General features: G+C 72.6%; 17 protein-coding genes. 5 read left to right on the forward strand and 12 right to left on the reverse strand.

Annotated elements, in window-relative coordinates; translation table 11 throughout:
* The 3 genes from GWK15_RS14410 to GWK15_RS26335 are packed head-to-tail and all read left to right on the forward strand — an operon-like array spanning position 1 to position 2,175.
* Positions 1-663 (forward strand): polymer-forming cytoskeletal protein, encoded by a 663-nt coding sequence (locus GWK15_RS14410; RefSeq protein WP_168042017.1) that lies wholly within the window; start codon positions 1-3, stop codon positions 661-663.
* 37 nt (positions 664-700) lie between these two features.
* Entirely contained in the window at positions 701-1,198 is a 498-nt protein-coding gene (locus tag GWK15_RS14415) for a hypothetical protein (protein ID WP_168042018.1), read from the forward strand.
* Between the two features lie 56 nt (positions 1,199-1,254).
* On the forward strand, positions 1,255-2,175 hold the full coding sequence (locus GWK15_RS26335) for an AEC family transporter (protein ID WP_338147256.1): 921 nt from the start codon (positions 1,255-1,257) through the stop codon (positions 2,173-2,175).
* 134 nt (positions 2,176-2,309) lie between these two features.
* Here the strand turns inward: GWK15_RS26335 and GWK15_RS14425 are convergent, their stop codons facing one another.
* The 9 genes from GWK15_RS14425 to GWK15_RS14465 all read right to left on the reverse strand — a co-directional run bounded on the left by GWK15_RS14425 (position 2,310) and on the right by GWK15_RS14465 (position 11,345).
* The gene (locus GWK15_RS14425) at positions 2,310-3,281 is read right to left on the reverse strand and encodes a Bug family tripartite tricarboxylate transporter substrate binding protein (protein WP_245211636.1); all 972 of its coding nucleotides are present in this window, start codon (positions 3,279-3,281) and stop codon (positions 2,310-2,312) included.
* Between the two features lie 28 nt (positions 3,282-3,309).
* Positions 3,310-4,122: a sugar phosphate isomerase/epimerase family protein gene (locus GWK15_RS14430; protein ID WP_168042019.1), complete on the reverse strand. Its 813-nt coding sequence runs from the start codon at positions 4,120-4,122 to the stop codon at positions 3,310-3,312.
* On the reverse strand, positions 4,119-5,276 hold the full coding sequence (locus tag GWK15_RS14435) for a dihydrodipicolinate synthase family protein (protein ID WP_168042128.1): 1,158 nt from the start codon (positions 5,274-5,276) through the stop codon (positions 4,119-4,121). The genes GWK15_RS14430 and GWK15_RS14435 overlap by 4 nt, the downstream gene beginning before the upstream one ends.
* A 5-nt stretch (positions 5,277-5,281) precedes the next feature.
* Positions 5,282-6,436, reverse strand: coding sequence for a Gfo/Idh/MocA family protein (locus tag GWK15_RS14440; RefSeq protein ID WP_168042020.1), 1,155 nt, complete (start codon positions 6,434-6,436; stop codon positions 5,282-5,284).
* 13 nt (positions 6,437-6,449) lie between these two features.
* Positions 6,450-7,508 carry a dihydrodipicolinate synthase family protein gene (locus GWK15_RS14445; RefSeq protein WP_168042021.1) on the reverse strand — a complete coding sequence of 353 codons (1,059 nt, stop codon included), beginning with the start codon at positions 7,506-7,508 and terminating at the stop codon, positions 6,450-6,452.
* A 54-nt stretch (positions 7,509-7,562) separates the two neighbouring features.
* Entirely contained in the window at positions 7,563-8,198 is a 636-nt protein-coding gene (locus GWK15_RS14450) for a TetR/AcrR family transcriptional regulator (RefSeq protein WP_168042022.1), read from the reverse strand.
* Positions 8,198-9,223 carry an NAD-dependent epimerase/dehydratase family protein gene (locus GWK15_RS14455; protein WP_211844169.1) on the reverse strand — a complete coding sequence of 342 codons (1,026 nt, stop codon included), beginning with the start codon at positions 9,221-9,223 and terminating at the stop codon, positions 8,198-8,200. Before GWK15_RS14455 ends, GWK15_RS14450 begins: the two co-directional genes overlap by 1 nt.
* A 60-nt stretch (positions 9,224-9,283) precedes the next feature.
* Positions 9,284-10,609: a murein transglycosylase A gene (gene mltA, locus GWK15_RS14460; RefSeq protein ID WP_168042023.1), complete on the reverse strand. Its 1,326-nt coding sequence runs from the start codon at positions 10,607-10,609 to the stop codon at positions 9,284-9,286.
* Positions 10,610-10,688: 79 nt separating this feature from the next.
* Positions 10,689-11,345, reverse strand: coding sequence for a Tim44/TimA family putative adaptor protein (locus GWK15_RS14465; protein WP_168042024.1), 657 nt, complete (start codon positions 11,343-11,345; stop codon positions 10,689-10,691).
* A 124-nt stretch (positions 11,346-11,469) separates the two neighbouring features.
* On the opposite strand from GWK15_RS14465, the gene GWK15_RS14470 reads away from it, so the two are divergent.
* Positions 11,470-12,027: a histidine phosphatase family protein gene (locus GWK15_RS14470; RefSeq protein WP_168042025.1), complete on the forward strand. Its 558-nt coding sequence runs from the start codon at positions 11,470-11,472 to the stop codon at positions 12,025-12,027.
* A 77-nt stretch (positions 12,028-12,104) separates the two neighbouring features.
* Here GWK15_RS14470 and htpX read toward each other — a convergent pair whose 3' ends face one another.
* Positions 12,105-13,031: a zinc metalloprotease HtpX gene (gene htpX, locus GWK15_RS14475; protein ID WP_168042026.1), complete on the reverse strand. Its 927-nt coding sequence runs from the start codon at positions 13,029-13,031 to the stop codon at positions 12,105-12,107.
* A gap of 37 nt (positions 13,032-13,068) precedes the next feature.
* On the opposite strand from htpX, the gene GWK15_RS14480 reads away from it, so the two are divergent.
* A complete protein-coding gene (locus GWK15_RS14480) occupies positions 13,069-13,230 on the forward strand; it encodes a succinate dehydrogenase assembly factor 4 (protein WP_168042027.1) in 162 nt (53 codons plus the stop codon).
* 204 nt (positions 13,231-13,434) lie between these two features.
* Here the strand turns inward: GWK15_RS14480 and GWK15_RS14485 are convergent, their stop codons facing one another.
* Complete coding sequence (locus tag GWK15_RS14485; protein ID WP_168042028.1) at positions 13,435-14,229, reverse strand: hypothetical protein; 795 nt, start codon at positions 14,227-14,229, stop codon at positions 13,435-13,437.
* A 58-nt stretch (positions 14,230-14,287) separates the two neighbouring features.
* Positions 14,288-16,141: a thioesterase domain-containing protein gene (locus GWK15_RS14490; protein WP_168042029.1), complete on the reverse strand. Its 1,854-nt coding sequence runs from the start codon at positions 16,139-16,141 to the stop codon at positions 14,288-14,290.
* Between the last annotated feature and the right edge of the window lie 16 nt (positions 16,142-16,157).

Consider the following 16,157-nt stretch of genomic DNA (forward strand, 5'->3'; position numbering starts at 1 on the left):
ATGTCGCTCTTCCGCCGCAAGGATGAACCGGGTGCCGCCGCCACCGGGGCCGAGGCCGCGCCGGCCAGCGTCGTCCCGGCCCGCGATCCGGACCTGGCCGTGCCGCCCTTCCGCCCCTCGGGCGTGACGTTGCCGGCCTCGACCGGCCCGGCCGCGCCGAAGCCGAACTCGCCGCCCGCCTCGGCCGGCGTCGCCCGCGTGCCGGGCGCCCAGCCCGCCGCGCCGACCGCGCCCACGGCCCCGAGCCGTCCGACCGGCCGCGTCGAGGCCGCCGAGCGCCGCACCCTCGTGGTCGGCAAGGGCATCAGCCTGCAGGGCACGGTCAGCGAGGCCGAGCGCCTCGTCATCGAAGGCACGATGGAAAGCCAGCTGCTGCAGGCGCATGAGCTCGTCATCGGCCATTCCGGCGTCTTCAAGGGCGAGGCCCAGGTCGAGGACGCCGAGATCGCCGGCACCTTCGACGGCGTCCTGAACGCCACCGGCAGCCTGACGATCCGCGCCACCGGCCGGGTCATCGGCACGGCGCGGTCCCGTCGCCTGTCGGTCGAGGATGGCGGGCAGCTCTCCGGCAAGATGGAGATGATCTCCGACACGCCGGCGGCCTCCGCCAGCACGCCGCGCATGGCGCCGGCGCCGCGCAGCACGGAACCGGCCGACGCCTGATCCCGACGCTCCGGCCCCGTGCCGGAGCGGCCTGCCGATGGCTGCAGCGCACGCCGCACTGCTCCTGCCCGTCCTCCTCCTCGCCTGCGCCGAAGGGCCGGACGAGGAGGCGGTCGCCGCCATGCACCAGGCCTTCGCGAATGCGCGGGCGAGCATCGCGGCCGCGGGACCTGCCGCCCCGTCCCCCGCCACGCCGTCCCCACCGCCTGCCGCGGCCAGCCTGCCGGTGGCGCAGCCCTCGGCGCCGCGGCTGCGCGGCGCGGGCGCGCCGACCGCGGCCGCCGCGCTGCTGGGAACCCGCGCGGAGGAGATGCGCCGCATGCTCGGCGAGCCCTCCCTGCGTCGGCCCGAGGGCGAGGCCGAGATCTGGCTCTACGAGGCCGCCGATTGCCGGCTTGACGTCGTGCTCTACCCGGAGCGCGGCGCGATGGTCGTGGCCCATGCCGCCGCCCGCGCGCAAGGTGCGGCCGCGGTGACCGAGGCCGCCTGCCTTGCTTCCATCGCGGCCTACCTCGGCGCGACGCGCAGGACCTGACGGCTTGGCAGCGCGCCGTGGCGCGTTAAGAGCAAGGCCCTGACCTGGTCCGCGGGGTGCGTGTGTACGCCTGGCTCGATGCCTTCGTTCCTGCCTTCGCGCTGCTGGCGCTCGGCACGCTGCTGAAGCGCCGCCTGCTGAAGGACGACACCATCTGGGCGGGCATGGAGCGCCTGATCTACTGGGTGTTGCTGCCGTCCCTCATCGTCGCGGCGCTGGCGCCGCTCAACCTCTCGGAGCTGCCGCTGGGGCGCATCGCTGGGGCGATCTGGACGGCGCTGGCGCTGGGCACGGTGATCTCGGTCCTGCTGGCGCGCGCGCTGGGGCTCGGGCATCCGGCGATGACCTCGGTGCTGCAGGGCGGCATCCGCTTCAACAACCTGATGGGCTTCGCCATCGTCGGCGCGCTGTTCGGCGCGCCGGGCACCGGCTTCGGGGCGGTCGCCACCGGCATCATCGTGCCTTTCGTGCAGGTGGTGACGACGCTGGCCTTCGCGCTGGACGGCCAGCGCGGGCCGCCGCGCCCGGCGATGATCGCGCGGCAATTGCTGCTGAACCCGCTGCTGCTGGCGGTGGCGATCGGCTTCGGCGTCGCGGCGCTGGGCGGGCTGCCGCCGGGCATCGCGCCGACGGTGCAGACGCTGGGCCGCGCATCGGTGGCGCTCGGCCTGCTGTGCGTCGGCGCGGCGCTGTCGGTCGACTCCTTTTCCGACCGCGTGGGCGTGCAGGCGGTGACGGGCGTGCTGAAGCTGACGGTGATGCCGCTCGTCACCTGGGCTCTGTGCACGCTGTTCGGCGTGCCGCCGCTCGCGACCGCGGTCGCGGTGATCTTCATGGCGCTGCCGACGGCGGCGACGTCCTACGTCATGGCGCGCGCGCTGGGCGGGGATGCGCCGCTGATGGCGGCGATCACGACGACGGAACACATCGCGTCGATCCTGACGCTGCCGCTGTGGGTGATGCTGGTGGCGCCGTAGGCGGGGGGAAGGGAACTTCCCCCCGTGCCCCCCAACCTTCTTTGTCTTCTGGAGACTGACCTCGGCGGTCAGTTCCCATGTCCCAAAGAAGGTTGAGGGGGGTTCGGGGGGAGAAGTTCCCTTCTCCCCCCGCCTCAGTTCACCGTGATCCGCGCCTCGCGCACCACCCGCGCCCACTTCTCCGATTCCGCCCGCAGATAGGTCGCGAGTTCCTCCGGCGTCGAGGACACTGCTTCCGCGCCCGCCGCGGCGAGCCGGTCCTTCACCGCCTGCTGGGCCAGCGCCTCGCGGATCGCGGCGTTGAAGCGCGCGACGACCGGCGCGGGCGTGCCGCCCGGGGCCATCACCGCGCCCCAGGATGTCGCCTGCGCGTCGGGCAGGCCGATCTCGGCCATGGTCGGCACGTTGGGCAGCAGGGGGGAGCGCCGCGCGCCGGTGACCGCGAGCGCGCGCACGCGCCCCGCCTGGATCTGCCCGATCGCGGACGGGATCTGGTCCAGCATCACCTGCACATTGCCCGCGACGACGTCGTTCAGCGCCGGCGCGCTGCCGCGATAGGGAACATGCGTGATGTCGACGCGCGCGGCGAGCCGGAACAGCTCGGGCACCGTATGCGTCGACGACCCCGACCCAGCGGAACCGTAGGACAGCCGCCCCGGCTGCGCCCGCACCAGCGCGAGGAACTCCTGCGCCGTCTGCGCCTGCACGTTCGGGTTCACGATCAGCACGTGGTCCGTCGTGAAGGCCATCGAGATCGGCGCGAGGTCGCGCAGCGGATCGAAGCCGAGATTGCTGTAGAGATGCGGATTGACCGTGAGCGTGCCGGTCGTGCCCATCAGCAGCGTCGTCCCGTCGGGCGCGCTGCGGACGACGTTCTCGACGCCGATGTTGCCGCCGGCGCCGGTGCGGTTCTCGACCACCACGGGCTGGCCCAACGTCTCCTGCAGGCGTTCGCCGAGCACGCGCGCCACCACGTCGGTCGCGCCGCCGGCGGGGAAGGGCACGACGAAGCGGATGGGGCGCGTGGGCTGCCAGGCGCCCTGCGCCTGGGCGAGCGCAGGTGCCAACAGCGTCGCGGCGATCGCCGCGCGTCGTGTCGTCATCATTGAACGTTGTCCCGGTCTTGGTTGTTGTTCAGCAATAGGCGTGGCGGGCCTTGACCTCCTGGATCACCGTCTCGGGGTCCTGGGCCCACCAGTGTTTGGACAGGATCTCGACCTCGACGCCGCCTGTCCAGCCGGAAGCCTCGGCCATGGCGCGGATGGCGGGGATGTCGATCACGCCTTCGCCGGGCAGGCCGCGGTCGAAGACCAGGTCCGTCGTCGGCACCTTCCAGTCGCACACATGGAAGCCGGCGATGCGCCCCTTGGCCCGCGCGACCTGGCGCGCGAGGTCCGGGTCCCACCAGACGTGATAGACGTCGAGCGCGATGCCCACGCCCGCGCCGAGCTCCTCGCAGAGATCGAGCGCCTGGCCGAGGGTGGAGAGCACCGAGCGATCCGCGCAGGTCATCGGGTGCAGCGGTTCGAGCGCGAGCGTCACGCCGGCGGCGCGCGCATCGAGGAGGATGGCGTGCAGCCCCTCGCGCATCATCTCCCGCGCGCCGGGCAGGTCCTTCGATCCCTTAGGCAGGCCGCCGCCGAGCACCACCAGGCAGTCGGCGCCGATGGCATGCGCCTCGGCGATGGCGCGACGGTTGTCCTCGATCGCGGCGGCGCGGCCGGCGGCGTCCGCCGCGGGGAACATCCCGCCGCGGCACAGGCCGGTGACCTTGAGGCCCGCGTCGCGGATCTGCTTCGCGGCGGCCTCGACGCCCATGGCCTGCAGCACGTCGCGCCAGGGCGAGATGCCGGGGATGCCGTGGCGGGCGCAGGCCTCGATGACCTGCGGCAGCGACCACGGCTTGACCGTGATCGTGTTGAGCGAGAGCGGGCCGGCGGGCGTCATGCGACGCCGTGCAGCGCGAGGAGGGACTTCATCCGCGCCACCGCCATCTCCGGGTCGCGCAGCAGCCCGGCCTTGTCGGCGAGGCGGAAGAGCTCCGAGAAATGCTGGATGGACCGCGTCGATTGCTGCCCGCCCACCATGACGAAATGGTCCTGGTGGCCGTTCAGCCAGGCCATGAAGACCACGCCCGTCTTGTAGAAGCGGGTCGGCGCCTTGAAGATGTGGCGCGACAGCGGGACGGTCGGCGCCAGGATCTCGTGGAAGGTGCTGAGGTCGTTCTTCGACAGCGCGGCGAGCGCGCCGCCCACCGCCGGGGCGATCGGGTCGAAGATGCCGAGCAGCGCGTCGGAATAGCCCTGCGCGTCGCCCGCTATCAGCTCGGCGTAGTTGAAGTCGTCGCCGGTGTACATGCGCACGCCACGCGGCAGGCGGCGGCGCATCGAGATCTCCTTCTTGTCGTCCAGCAGCGAGACCTTCACGCCATCGACCTTGTCGGCATGCGCGTGGATGACGGCGAGCGCCGTGTCCATCGCCGCCATGTGGTCGTGGTTGCCCCAGTAGCCCTCGAGCGCCGGGTCGAACATCTCGCCGAGCCAGTGGATGATCACCGGCTGCTTCACCTGCGACAGGATGCGGGCATAGACGCGCTCGTAGTCGGCCGGCGACGTCGCGGCCTTGGCCAGCGCGCGGGAGGCCATGAGGATGATGCGCCCGCCCATCGCCTCGACGGCCTCGCACTGTTCCTCATAGGCGCGGATGACGTCGTCCACCGTCACGTCCGGCCCGGGGGCTAGGTGGTCGGTGCCGGCGCCGGAGGCCATCACAGCGCCGGGATGGTCCTTCATCGCATCGAGCGAACGCCGGATGAGTTCCTGCGCGCCCACCCAGTCGAGGCCCATGCCGCGCTGCGCCGTGTCCATGGCTTCCGCGACACCGAGGCCGAGCGACCAGAGATGCTTGCGGAAGGCGATGGTGCGGTCCCAGTCGATCTTCACGTCGAGCCAGGGGTCCTGCTCCGCCAGCGGGTCCGCGACGACATGCGCGGCGGCCAGCGCGACGCGCGGGAAGGGCGGCGTCGCCTTCGCGAAGTCGCGTGCGGGGGAGGTGGCGAAGGGTTCGACGCGGCTGCCGTTCGGCAGGTTGATGGTGGGCATATCCGTCACGCCTCCAGCTTCGGCAGATCGATCCAGCGGCGCTCGGCCCAGGACTTCAGGCCGGCTTCGGCAAGCTGCACGCCCTTCGCCCCCGCCAGCAGGTTCCAGGGATAGTCGGGGCGTTCGCCCGCGACGTGCTTGAGGAATTCCTCCCACTGCACGCGGAAGCCGTTGGGGAAGTCCTGCGTCGTCGGCACTTCCTGCCAGCCGGCGAAGAAGTCGATCGTCTGCGGCTGGTCGGGGTTCCACACCGGCTTCGGCGTGGCGACGCGCGACTGCGTCCAGCACTTGTGCAGCCCGCAGATCGCGGACCCATGCGTGCCGTCCACCTGGAAGGTCACCAGGTCGTCGCGACGGACGCGCGTGACCCAGGAGGAATTGATGTGCGCGATCGCCCCGCCTTCCAGCTGGAAGGTCGCATAGGCCGCATCGTCGGCGTCCGCCTTGTACGGCTTGCCGTCCTCCCCGATGCGCTCGGGGATGTGCACGGCGCCGAGGCAGGAGACCGCCTCCACATTGCCGAACAGATTGTCCAGCACGTAGCGCCAGTGGCAGAGCATATCGAGGATGATGCCCCCGCCCTCGGCCTTCTTGTAGTTCCAGGACGGGCGCTGCGCGGGCTGCAGGTCGCCTTCGAAGACCCAGTAGCCGAACTCGCCCTTCACCGAGCAGATGCGCCCGAGGAAGCCGCTGTCGATCACCATCTTCAGCTTGCGCAGGCCGGGCAGGAACAGCTTGTCCTGCACCACGCCGTTCTTGATGCCCTTCTCCTTCGCCAGCTTCGCGACGGCGAGCGCATCGGCCAGCGTGTCGGCGGTCGGCTTCTCGCAATAGATGTGCTTGCCGGCGTTGATCGCCTTGGTCAGCAGCCCCGCGCGCATCTGCGTCGTCGCGGCGTCGAAGAAGATCTCATCCTTCGGGTCCGCGAGGCAGGCATCGAGATCGGTCGACACGCGCGAGATGCCATGCGCCTTGGCAAGCGCCTCGAGCTTCGCGCGGTTGCGCCCGACGATCACGGGGTCCGGCATGATCGTGTCGCCATTCGCGAGCTTCACGCCGCCATCGGCGCGAATCGCGGCGATGGAGCGGATCAGGTGCTGGTTCATCCCCATCCGGCCGGTGACGCCGTTCATGATGAGGCCGATGCGGCGTTCCGCCATGTGTCTTGGTCCCTTACGAAAGCCAGCGATGGAGATTGGCCGCGACGAAGCCGTCATCCGTCAGCAGCGGGTAGCGTTCCGCGACGGCGGTCAGCAGTTCCGCCTGTCCCGGCGAGAGCGTTTCGTGTTCGTCGAGGCACCAGGTGCCTTCCAGCAGCCCCTGGCGGCGCAGCACCTCGTGGCAGCCGGCGATGACGCCGTGGAAGTCGTTCGCCACGTCGAAGACCGCGGCGTTCATCTCCGTCACCGCGGCATCGAGCGCGAGCAGGTCGGTCGGCACGCGGTTCTCGCGCGCGGCCTCGGCGCAGCGCGCCTGCAGCTGCACCGCCGCGCGCGTCCAGACGGACCAGTGCCCGAGCAGCCCGCCGGCGATGCGCATCGTGACGGACCGCCCGTCATGCGCGAGGCGGAAGGGTGTCAGCAGGTCGGCGACGATGTGGTCGTCATTGCCCGTGTAGAGCGTGACGCGATCCTGCGCGCCCGCTTCCAGCACGCCGCGCAGCACGTCGAGCGTGGCATAACGGTTGAAGGGCGCGATCTTGATCGCGACGACGTTGGGGATGGAAGCGAAGCGCTTCCAGAAGGAGGCCGGCAGCCGCACCCCGCCCACCGCGGGCTGCAGGTAGAAGCCGAACAGCGGCATCTCGGCGGCGACGGCTTCGCAATGCGCGACGATCTCGTCCTCCGACGCACCCTTCCAGGCGGCCAGCGAGAGCAGCACCGCGTGATAGCCGAGAGAGCGCGCGACCTGCGCTTCCTTCACCGCCTGCGCGGTCTTGCCGATCGCGCCGGCGACCAGGATCGGCGCCTCGGCGCGCTCGGCCGCCGCTTCCGCGGCGATGCGCAGCACGGGCTCGTACAGGCCCCGGTCGCGGATCTGGAACTGCGTGGTGTGGACGCCGACGGCGAGCCCGCCCGACCCGGCCTCGAGGTAGTAGCGCGACAACGCCTTCTGGCGCTGCGCATCCATCTCGCGCTTCGGATTCAGCGCCAGGGGATGCGCGGGGATCACACAGCCCGCGCGCAGCCGCGACGCAAGCCCTTCCGGCCAGTCCTGCCAGCGCAGCCCCACGCTTCCCTCCCGTGTGGTAACTGTCTGGTTACTTAAGCCGGTGGGGCGCCGCGGTCAAGCCGGGCGCAGATAGCCCAGCACCACCTCGACCACATGCTGCTCCCGCGCCTCGAGCGCCGCCTCGGTGCCGAGGTCCTCGCCGAAGATGGTGGACAGCGTGTGCCGGTTCGCGACCCAGAAATGCCCCAGGCCGAGCATGGTCACGTAGAGCTGCAGCGGATCGACGTCGCGGCGGAACACGCCCGCCTCCTCCCCGCGCTTCAGCACCGCGCGCAGGCTGTCGAGCAGCGGGGAATACAGCGCCGGCACCTCCGCGCTGCGCTTCAGATAGGCCGCGCGGTGGAGGTTCTCCTGGTTCAGCAGGGCGACGAATTCCGGATGCGCCGCCGTGTAGCGCAGGTTGAAGCGCGCGAGCCGCGCCATGGCCTCCGCCGGCGGCAGGTGCTCGACCTCGAGCGCATGCTCCTCCGCCCGCTTGGCGGCATAGGCGCGCTCCAGCACGATAAGCCAGAGCTCCTCCTTCGAGCCGAAATGCGCATAGAGCATGCGCTTGTTCGCACCGGACCGCGCCGCGATCTCGTCCACCCGCGCGCCGGCCAGGCCGTTCATGGCGAATTCCGCCAGCGCCGCATCCAGGATGCGCTGGCGCGTCGCGGCCGCGCGGGGGGAAAGCGGGCGCGAGCCTTCCATCAGAACCTTCCGTCCCGCACTTCGAACTTGGTCGCCTTGCCGAGCGACCGCCCGCCCCGCGCCACCCATTCCGCCACGCGGTCCAGCATCCAGGCGAGCGGCACGGACGGGTAGCCGAAGGTCGCGAAGGCGCGCGCGGCATTGGACAGCAGCGCGTCCGGCGCCTCGGTGCCCGCGAAGGCGACCTCCTTGCCGAAGCGACGGGCGAATTCCTGCGCGACCCAACGGACCGAGACGGTCTCCGGCCCCGTCACGTTGAGGATCGGGCAGGAGGCATCCGCGCGGGCGAGGGCGCGCAGCGTCCAGGCATTGGCGTCGCCCTGCCAGATCACGTTGGCATGGCCCATGGCGACCGACACCGGCGTGCCGGCCAGCACCTTCGACGCGATGTCGTGCAGCACGCCGTAGCGCAGGTCGATCGCGTAGTTCAGCCGGATGCCGAAGCAGGGCGTGCCCCGCGTCGCCGCCGCGTGCTGGAACACCCGCTCGCGCCCCAGGCAGGACGCCGCATAGTCGCCGACGGGCGCGGGTGCGGTGTCCTCGGAGGCGCCGCCCGAGATGACAGGGACCAGCGGCAGCACGTTGCCGGTCGAGAAGAAGACGATGCGCGATTCCGCCCAGCGTTCGGCGACCATCGCCGGCAGCAGCACGTTCATCGCCCAGGTCAGCGGCTCGTTGCCGGTGGACCCGAACTTGCGCGCGGCCATGAAGACGACATTCGGCGCATCCGGCAGGGCGGCGAGCGCGGCGCGGTCGGTCAGATCCGCTGCGAGGCACTCGATGCCCCAGGATTCCATCCGCGCGCGCAGCCCTTCCTCGGACCAGCGGGCCACCGCGATGACGCGGCGGGACGGGTCGGCGCGCATCGCCTGGCGGCACAGGGTCGGGCCCATCTTGCCCGCCGCGCCCAGCACCAGGATGTCCCCCGGCACGGCGGCGAGGTCGGCGACCAGCGCTGGATCCGGGCGCGACAGCACCTCCTCGAGCGCTTCCTCGTCGGCGATGGTCGAAGGCAGATGCGGCACGGCGGTTCCTCCCGCCGCGCATGTTCGCCCCCGGGCCGGGGGCTGTCCATCAGGGGGGCGCTACTGCGCCTCCGCCGTGCTGACCGGCGCGGTGCGGGGCAGCAGCAGGAAGACCTCGTTCTCCTCCCGCATGCGTCCGGCGCGCTCGCCCGCCTCCTGGCCCCAGCCCCAGAAGAAGTCGGTCCGCGCGGGGCCGCGGATCGCGCCCCCGGTGTCCTGCGCGATCACCAGGCGTCCTTCCGGCGGCGTGTCCCGCCGCGCCCCCGGGTCCCGCACCTGCACCCACATCGGCAGTCCGAGCGGGATGAAGGACCGGTCCACTGCGACGCTGCGCTGCGGCGTCAACGGCACGCCCATGGCCCCGATCGGCCCCTGGTCCGGCGTCAGCCCGTCCACGAAGCGGAAGAAGATGTAGGAGGGGTTGGCGCGGAACACCTCGATCGCGCGGTCGTAGCCTGCCATGCCGAGCCAGGCGCGCAGCGACTGCATCGACATCTGGTCGCGCGCGATGTCGCCGCGGTCGATCAGCACCCGCCCGATCGAGACATAGGACCGCCCGTTCTGCCCGGCATAGCCGACGCGCAGCATCTCCCCGTTCGGCAGGATGACGCGGCCGGACCCTTGGATGTGCAGGAAGAAGGCATCGGTCGGGTCGTCCACCCAGACCAGTTCCAGCCCGCGCCCCGACAGCGCGCCGCCGTCGATCGCCGCGCGGTCGAAGAAGGGCTCCATCCGCCCGTCGCGCAGCACGCCGTAGCGGCGGCGCAGCGGGTTGCCGTTCACCGGCGCCTCGACCAGCTCGGGCGGGCGGGCGTGCAGCGGGGTGCGGAACACCTCGTCCGGTTCGAGCGCCCCGCGCAGGATCGGCTCGTAGTAGCCGGTCATGATCCCCGGGCCGGTCGAGAAGGCCTCGAACCGCGCCTCGATGAAGTCGCGCACAGCGAGGTTCTTCGCTGCGAGCCAGACGGCGACGCGGCGATCGTAGGCGCGGCCCTGGCCCTGGCGGGGCGGGCGCGGCAAGGCGCGCTCCAGAAGCCGCAGCTCGGCGCAGACATTGGTCCAGGCGGCGGCGGTCCCGGCCCTGAGCGCTGGTTCCCCCGCGCCGCCCAGCGGCGCCTCGGGCCGCATCGGGCGCAACGCGGCGCAGCTCGCCTGCAGCACCGGCAGGATCTCGGCGTGGGAATCGGACGGCCAGCCGGGCAGGTCCTCGAAGGAGACGGGGCGCAACGGCGGCGGGGCGGGCGGGCCGGCCTGTTCCTGGGGCGGCGGCTCGGGTTCGGGCGAGGGGCCGCCATGCTGCGCCGACGCCGGCCGGATCAGGACCGCGCAGGACACGGCGAGGGCCGCCGCGATGACCGCGCGGCCAGGGGCCAGGACCCTAGGCATGGGAGGCGATATACCCCAGCCCCGCCGGCGCCGCGACCCTCCGGGGGCTGCTGGAGGGTCGGGCGCCCCGACCCGGGGCTTAGGCGGGACGGGTTCCCACCAGTTTCCAGGTGGGATCGGAAACCGCAAGATCGCGCTGGAACGTCCACAGGTCCGTGATTTCGGTCACAGCTTCCGCCCCCGCACTGATCGACCCGTCGGCCGCCGTGGTGACGTTCACCTGGTCGGAGACGATGCGCACCGTGATGTCGGCGATGGTCCCGCGCAGATCGGCTTCCTCGATCCCCATGTCGTGGATGGCGCGGATTTCCGTGCGTTGCGTCGCACCGGCGGCCTCGCGCGCCGCGATCGCCTGGTCGAAGCCCGCGAAGGCCTCCGGCGCCAGGAGGTCGCGCAGCGTGTTGCGGTCGCCGCTGGCGAAGGCCTGCACGATCATGCGGAAGGCGCCCTCGGCGCCGCCCAGGAAGCGGCCCGCGTCGAAGCTGGCATCGGCCATGCGGATGCGCGCCAGCGCCTGGCCGGCCGGCGAGCGCGGGTCGGGGATGCCGCGCCCGGCCGCGACCGCCGGGGGCGGCGGCGCAGCTTCCCGCGGCACCGGGCCGGGCCCGGCGGCGGCCTCGCCCTGGGGCGGGCGCTCGAACCCGGTCCGGCGGCCCAGCACGCTGCGCAGGCGCAGCACCAGGAAGGCTGCAACCATCGCGAACAGGATCAGGTCGATCGGCAGGCCGCTGCTCATCTCGGTCTCCTCAGGCCTTCTCACTTAGGGGTCCGCGGCCGCGCCCGCAACATGAAGCGGCGGACATGTTGCCGTGCGGCGCGCCGCCCGCTACCGGAGGGGACGTGCCAAGGAACCCAAGCCCATGATCCTGCTCCGCCACGGACAGAGCGAGTTCAACCTGCTCTTTTCCCAGCTGCGGCAGGACCCCGGCATCATCGACCCGGTCCTGACGCCGCTCGGCCACCAGCAGGCCGAGGAAGCGGCCGAGGCGCTGGCGCGGGAGGGCATCCGGCGCATCCTCGTCTCCCCCTACCGCCGGGCGATCCAGACGGCGCTGCCGGCGGCGCAACGACTCGGCCTGCCCCTCACGGTCACGCCGGTGGTGCGGGAGCGCTACGCCTTCACCTGCGACATCGGCAGCGCGCGGACCAACCTGGCCCGCCACTTCCCCGAGGTGGACTTCACGCATCTCGAGGAAGTCTGGTGGCCGCCCGAGGAGGAACCCGCCGCCCAGGTCGAAGGCCGCGCCGCGCTGTTCCGCGCGGAGATGGCCGCCCTCGACGACTGGGCGCATACGCTGGTGGTGACGCATTGGGGGTTCATCATGGCGCTGACGGGGCTCAGCGTCGCGAACGGGCAGATGCTGCGGGTGGATCCGAACGGGCCGGCGCCGGAGATCGTGCCGTGGAAGCATCACTGATGCGGCACGGGTGAGAATCGGAGGGGCGCCGCCCCTCCAAGCCACCCCGCCGAGGGCCGAAAGGCCCTCGGAACCCGTCAGCCCCAGGGGTTCTTGCGGGTGGGGCCGGTGCTCCAGGGGCCTTGTCCGCCCGATGGGGCGGCAGGCACGCCCATGCTGGCGGCGAGCTGCCGCAACGCGGCGACGCGGTTCTCGGTGCGCGGATGCGTCGAGAACAGGTTGTCCATCCGCGCCCCGGACAGCGGGTTGACGATGAACATGTGCGCCGCGGCGGGGTTCGCCTCGGCCCCGTAGTTCTGGATCCGGTGGGCATAGCCCTCAAGGTGCTCGAGCGCCGAGGCGAGGGCGAGCGGATCGCCGGAGATCTCGGCGCCCATCCGGTCGGCCTCGTATTCGCGCGACCGGCTGATCGCCATCTGCACGATGGCCGCGGCCAGCGGGGCGAGGATCAGCATCAGGATCAGCGCGATCGGGCCGAAAGGACTCTGGTTCCGGTCGCGATTGGCGCTGCCGAAGATCATGCCGAAATTCGCGAGCATCGAGATCGCGCCGGCCACCGTCGCGGTCACCGTCATGATCAGCGTGTCGCGGTTGCGGATGTGGGCGAGCTCATGGGCGATGACGCCGGCGACCTCGCGTTCCGGCATCAGGTCGAGCAGGCCGGTGTTCACCGCGACGGCCGCGCTGGACGGGCTGCGGCCGGTGGCGAAGGCGTTGGGCTGGTCCTCGTGGATCACGTAGAGCGCGGGCATGGGCAGGCCGGCGCGCTGGGCGAGTTCGGCGGTCATCTGGTACAGCCGCGGCGCGTCGTGCGGGCCGATCGGCTGGGCGTTCTGCATCCGCAGGACGATCCGGTCGCTGTTCCACCAGGCGAACAGGTTCATCCCCCCGGCGAACAGCAGCGCCAGGATCATCCCCTGCTGCCCCGCGATGGCGAGGCCGAGCCCGCCGAACAGCGCCGTCAGCGCCGCGAGCAGCACGACCGTGCGCAGATAGCCGCCCATGTGCATCCTCCGCCGGAGCGCCTACATCTCCGGTGCCATGACCGATACCACGAAGCCCGACCCCGCGCCCGCCGCCGAGGTCACGGCCGACCCGAAGCCGGCCGCCCCCCCCAAGCCCAAGGAGATCGGCGGCCCGACGGGCCCCGAGCCGACCCGCTTCGGCGATTGGGAACGCAAGGGCCGCGTCAGCGACTTCTGACGGAGAATGCGCCAATTGGCGCATTCCAAGTCCGGCACCGGCCCACACCCCCACCCGGCCACCCATTCCAGGATACTGAGGTGGGTGGGGGTGTGGGCCGGTGCCGGACGCGTCGAACCCGCTCTGCGTCGCCTGAGGCGGTAACGGGTTCCGAGGGCCTTTCGGCCCTCGGCGGGGTGGCCTGGCGGGGCGCCGCCGCTCCGATCAGCCTTCGGGGCAGCCCACCACCACCCGCTGCAGCGTCCGCACGCCCTCGAGCGTCTGCGCCCAGCGCGGATCCGACTGCGGCGGCGTCAGCAGCCGCGCCGCTTCGGCGAGGTCCGGGCAACGCTGGTCGTCCGACCCGCAGGAGACCGAGACGCCGTACATCCGCGCGCTCGCCGCGTAGAAGCGGGCATTCGCGTTGCCGGGCATGTCGCGGCGCAGCGTGTCGGCCTCGGCGCGCAGCAGGTCGTTGCCGGGGCAGGAATTCGCCCGCGGCGTGATGGCGCGGCGGTCGAAGGTGGCGTTCAGCAGTTCCTCGCGCCAGGCGTTGCGCTCGGCCGCGGTGTTGGCGCCGCCGGCGGCCAGTGCCGCCTGGCCGGCCGTCACCGCGCAATCGAGCAGCGTCATCTTGCGGTCCGCCGCGGCCGAGGCCGCCCGCTGCCGGCAGGCCCGGGCGCGCAGCGCCTGGGTCTCGGCGCAGGTCTTGTCGGCATCGCCGGTGCAGGTGGGCGCGGGGGCCTCGGTGATGCGGTCCCAGGCGCCCTGGGCGGCGGCGGCGGTCATCTGCGCGAGTTGCTGCGCGGCGGGCGTGGCGGCGGCCTGGGCGGCCTGCCCGGCCGCGCCGGCGGCGGGGGCCGCGGCAGGGCCGGCGGCGCCGGCTGCCGCACCTGCGGCGCGGCCGGCCGCAGCGCCCGCGGCCTGGCCCGCCGCGGTGGTCGCCTGCTGGCAGCCGGCCAGGAGCGCGATCGGGAGAAGGAGGGCGGCAATCCGCCAGGGCGTCATGGTGGCCGGCACGGGTCGTCTCCTGGTTCGGGCCGCAGGTTAGATCATGCAACCGGGGCGGGAAAACCGCTCACGCACCCGGATCGACGGCAAAGAGACGATAGCCGCCGAGCGCGTCGGGCAGCGGGACGGGGCGGAGCCAGGCCGGCGCCTCGCCGCGGCGCAGGCGCGTGACGAGGTCCGCCGCGTTGTCGGTCGGCGGATCCGCGGTGCAGACGGCGACGAGATCGGCCTGGCGGCGAGCAAGGATGGCGCGCGCGGCGCCATCGTCGGTCGCGGTGAAGGCGCGCAGTACGTCGATGAAGGCGTCGCCGCCGCGGTGATAGGGTCCCGAGACGCCGCGCACGCCCGATCGCCAGGCGATCTCGGGGCCGGCGTTCATGTCCTCCATCACCAGGATCGGCGCATGGCCGGCCGGCGCGATGCGCGCGCGCGCGCCGGCGAGCCAGAGGGCCAGCGCGGTGGCGTCGCAGGCCGAACCGATGGCCTCGGTGCCGCTGGCCTCGGTGATGCGTTCGGCCTCGGCGCTGTCGCGCGCCAGGCGCGGCATGGCGAGCCCGCCGAGCACGAGCATGAGCCCGAGGACCAGCCGCAACGCCGGTTCCCGCGGCCAGGATCGTGCAAGGACCTGGCCCATCAGCCCTGCCGCGGCGATCGCCGCCGGCGCGGCGAGGTCGAGCGCGAAGCGCACCGCCGCGAAGGCCGCGGCGATGCCCGCGAGCAGCGCCACGCCCAGCACCAGCCCTGCCTGCCACCCCCCGTCGCGCCGCCACCCGCGCACGGCGAGGCCGACGGCGACGAGCCCGAGCAGCGGCACGCCGCCCATCAGGAAGCCGACCGTCGACACGCCGCCCGGCCCGAAGGGCGGCAGGGGCTGCATCTCCGCGATCAGGTCGTGGTGCAGCCGCAGCATCCGGGCGATCGCGGCGTCCGCATCCTCCGCGACGCGCTGCGGCAACACGGGAAACAGGGCGACGAAGGCGCCGAGCGCGGCGGCACCGGCGGCGATGCCGACCAGCCAGCGCCGCCCGCGCGACCCCGCTGCGACGGGCCGCAGTGCCGCGAAAGCCGCCCCGCACAGCAGCGCGAGCGCGAGGTGCTCGACCGAGACGCGGTCGGTCTCCACGGCGAGCCATTCTCCCGGCGGCCGCTCGACGACGATCGCCAGCACGAGCATCGCCGCCAACCCCGCCGTCGCCCGCATCCCCTGCGCGGCGGCATGGCGCCCGTCCTCGGCGACCAGCGCCGCGAGGCCGATCGCCAGCAGCACCGGCAATGCGATGATCAACGCCTCCGGACCCACCCAGACGCCGAAGCCGAAGGCGGCCCCGGCGACCATCGCGACGCGCCCCCGCGCGCCCGGCCGCAACGCATGGATCGCCGCCGCGAGGCCGAGCGTCACCGCGAAGAGGATCAGCGCGTGATGGTCCGCGCGCCCCGGCGCCGAATAATTCGCCGCCGCCGGCGACGCTGCCATCATCAGCACCGCATAGAGCGGGGCGCGCTGCCGGTCCCACAGCCCCGCCGCACCCCAGGCGGCGGCGAGCGTCGCGGCGAGGTGCAGCGGCGGCGACACCAGCCCGCCGGCGAGGAAGATCGCCTGCCGCGGGTCGAGACCCGCGAGGCGCTCGAGCGTCAGCGCCGGCAGCAGGATCAGGATGTCGAGCGGCCGCGTCCAATGCAGCGACAACCCCTCGGGTGCCGCGAGCGCCGGCGTGACGGTGTCGAACCAGGCCGCGCCCTGGCGCAGTTCCAGCACGCGCACCACGCGCATATAGGCATCGGGATCGGCGAGGTGCCCCTGCAGGAATCCCGGGTCCATCGTGACCAGCAGCCCGACATGCACCGCGACCATCACGACGACGGCGAAGATCACGACGGGCAGCACCGAGCCCGGCTCCGGCGCGCGATGATCAGGCTGCATCCATCCCCCGCGGCGC

This window comes from Neoroseomonas oryzicola (assembly GCF_012163135.1).
In the GTDB taxonomy this organism is placed as follows: Bacteria; Pseudomonadota; Alphaproteobacteria; order Acetobacterales; family Acetobacteraceae; genus Neoroseomonas; species Neoroseomonas oryzicola.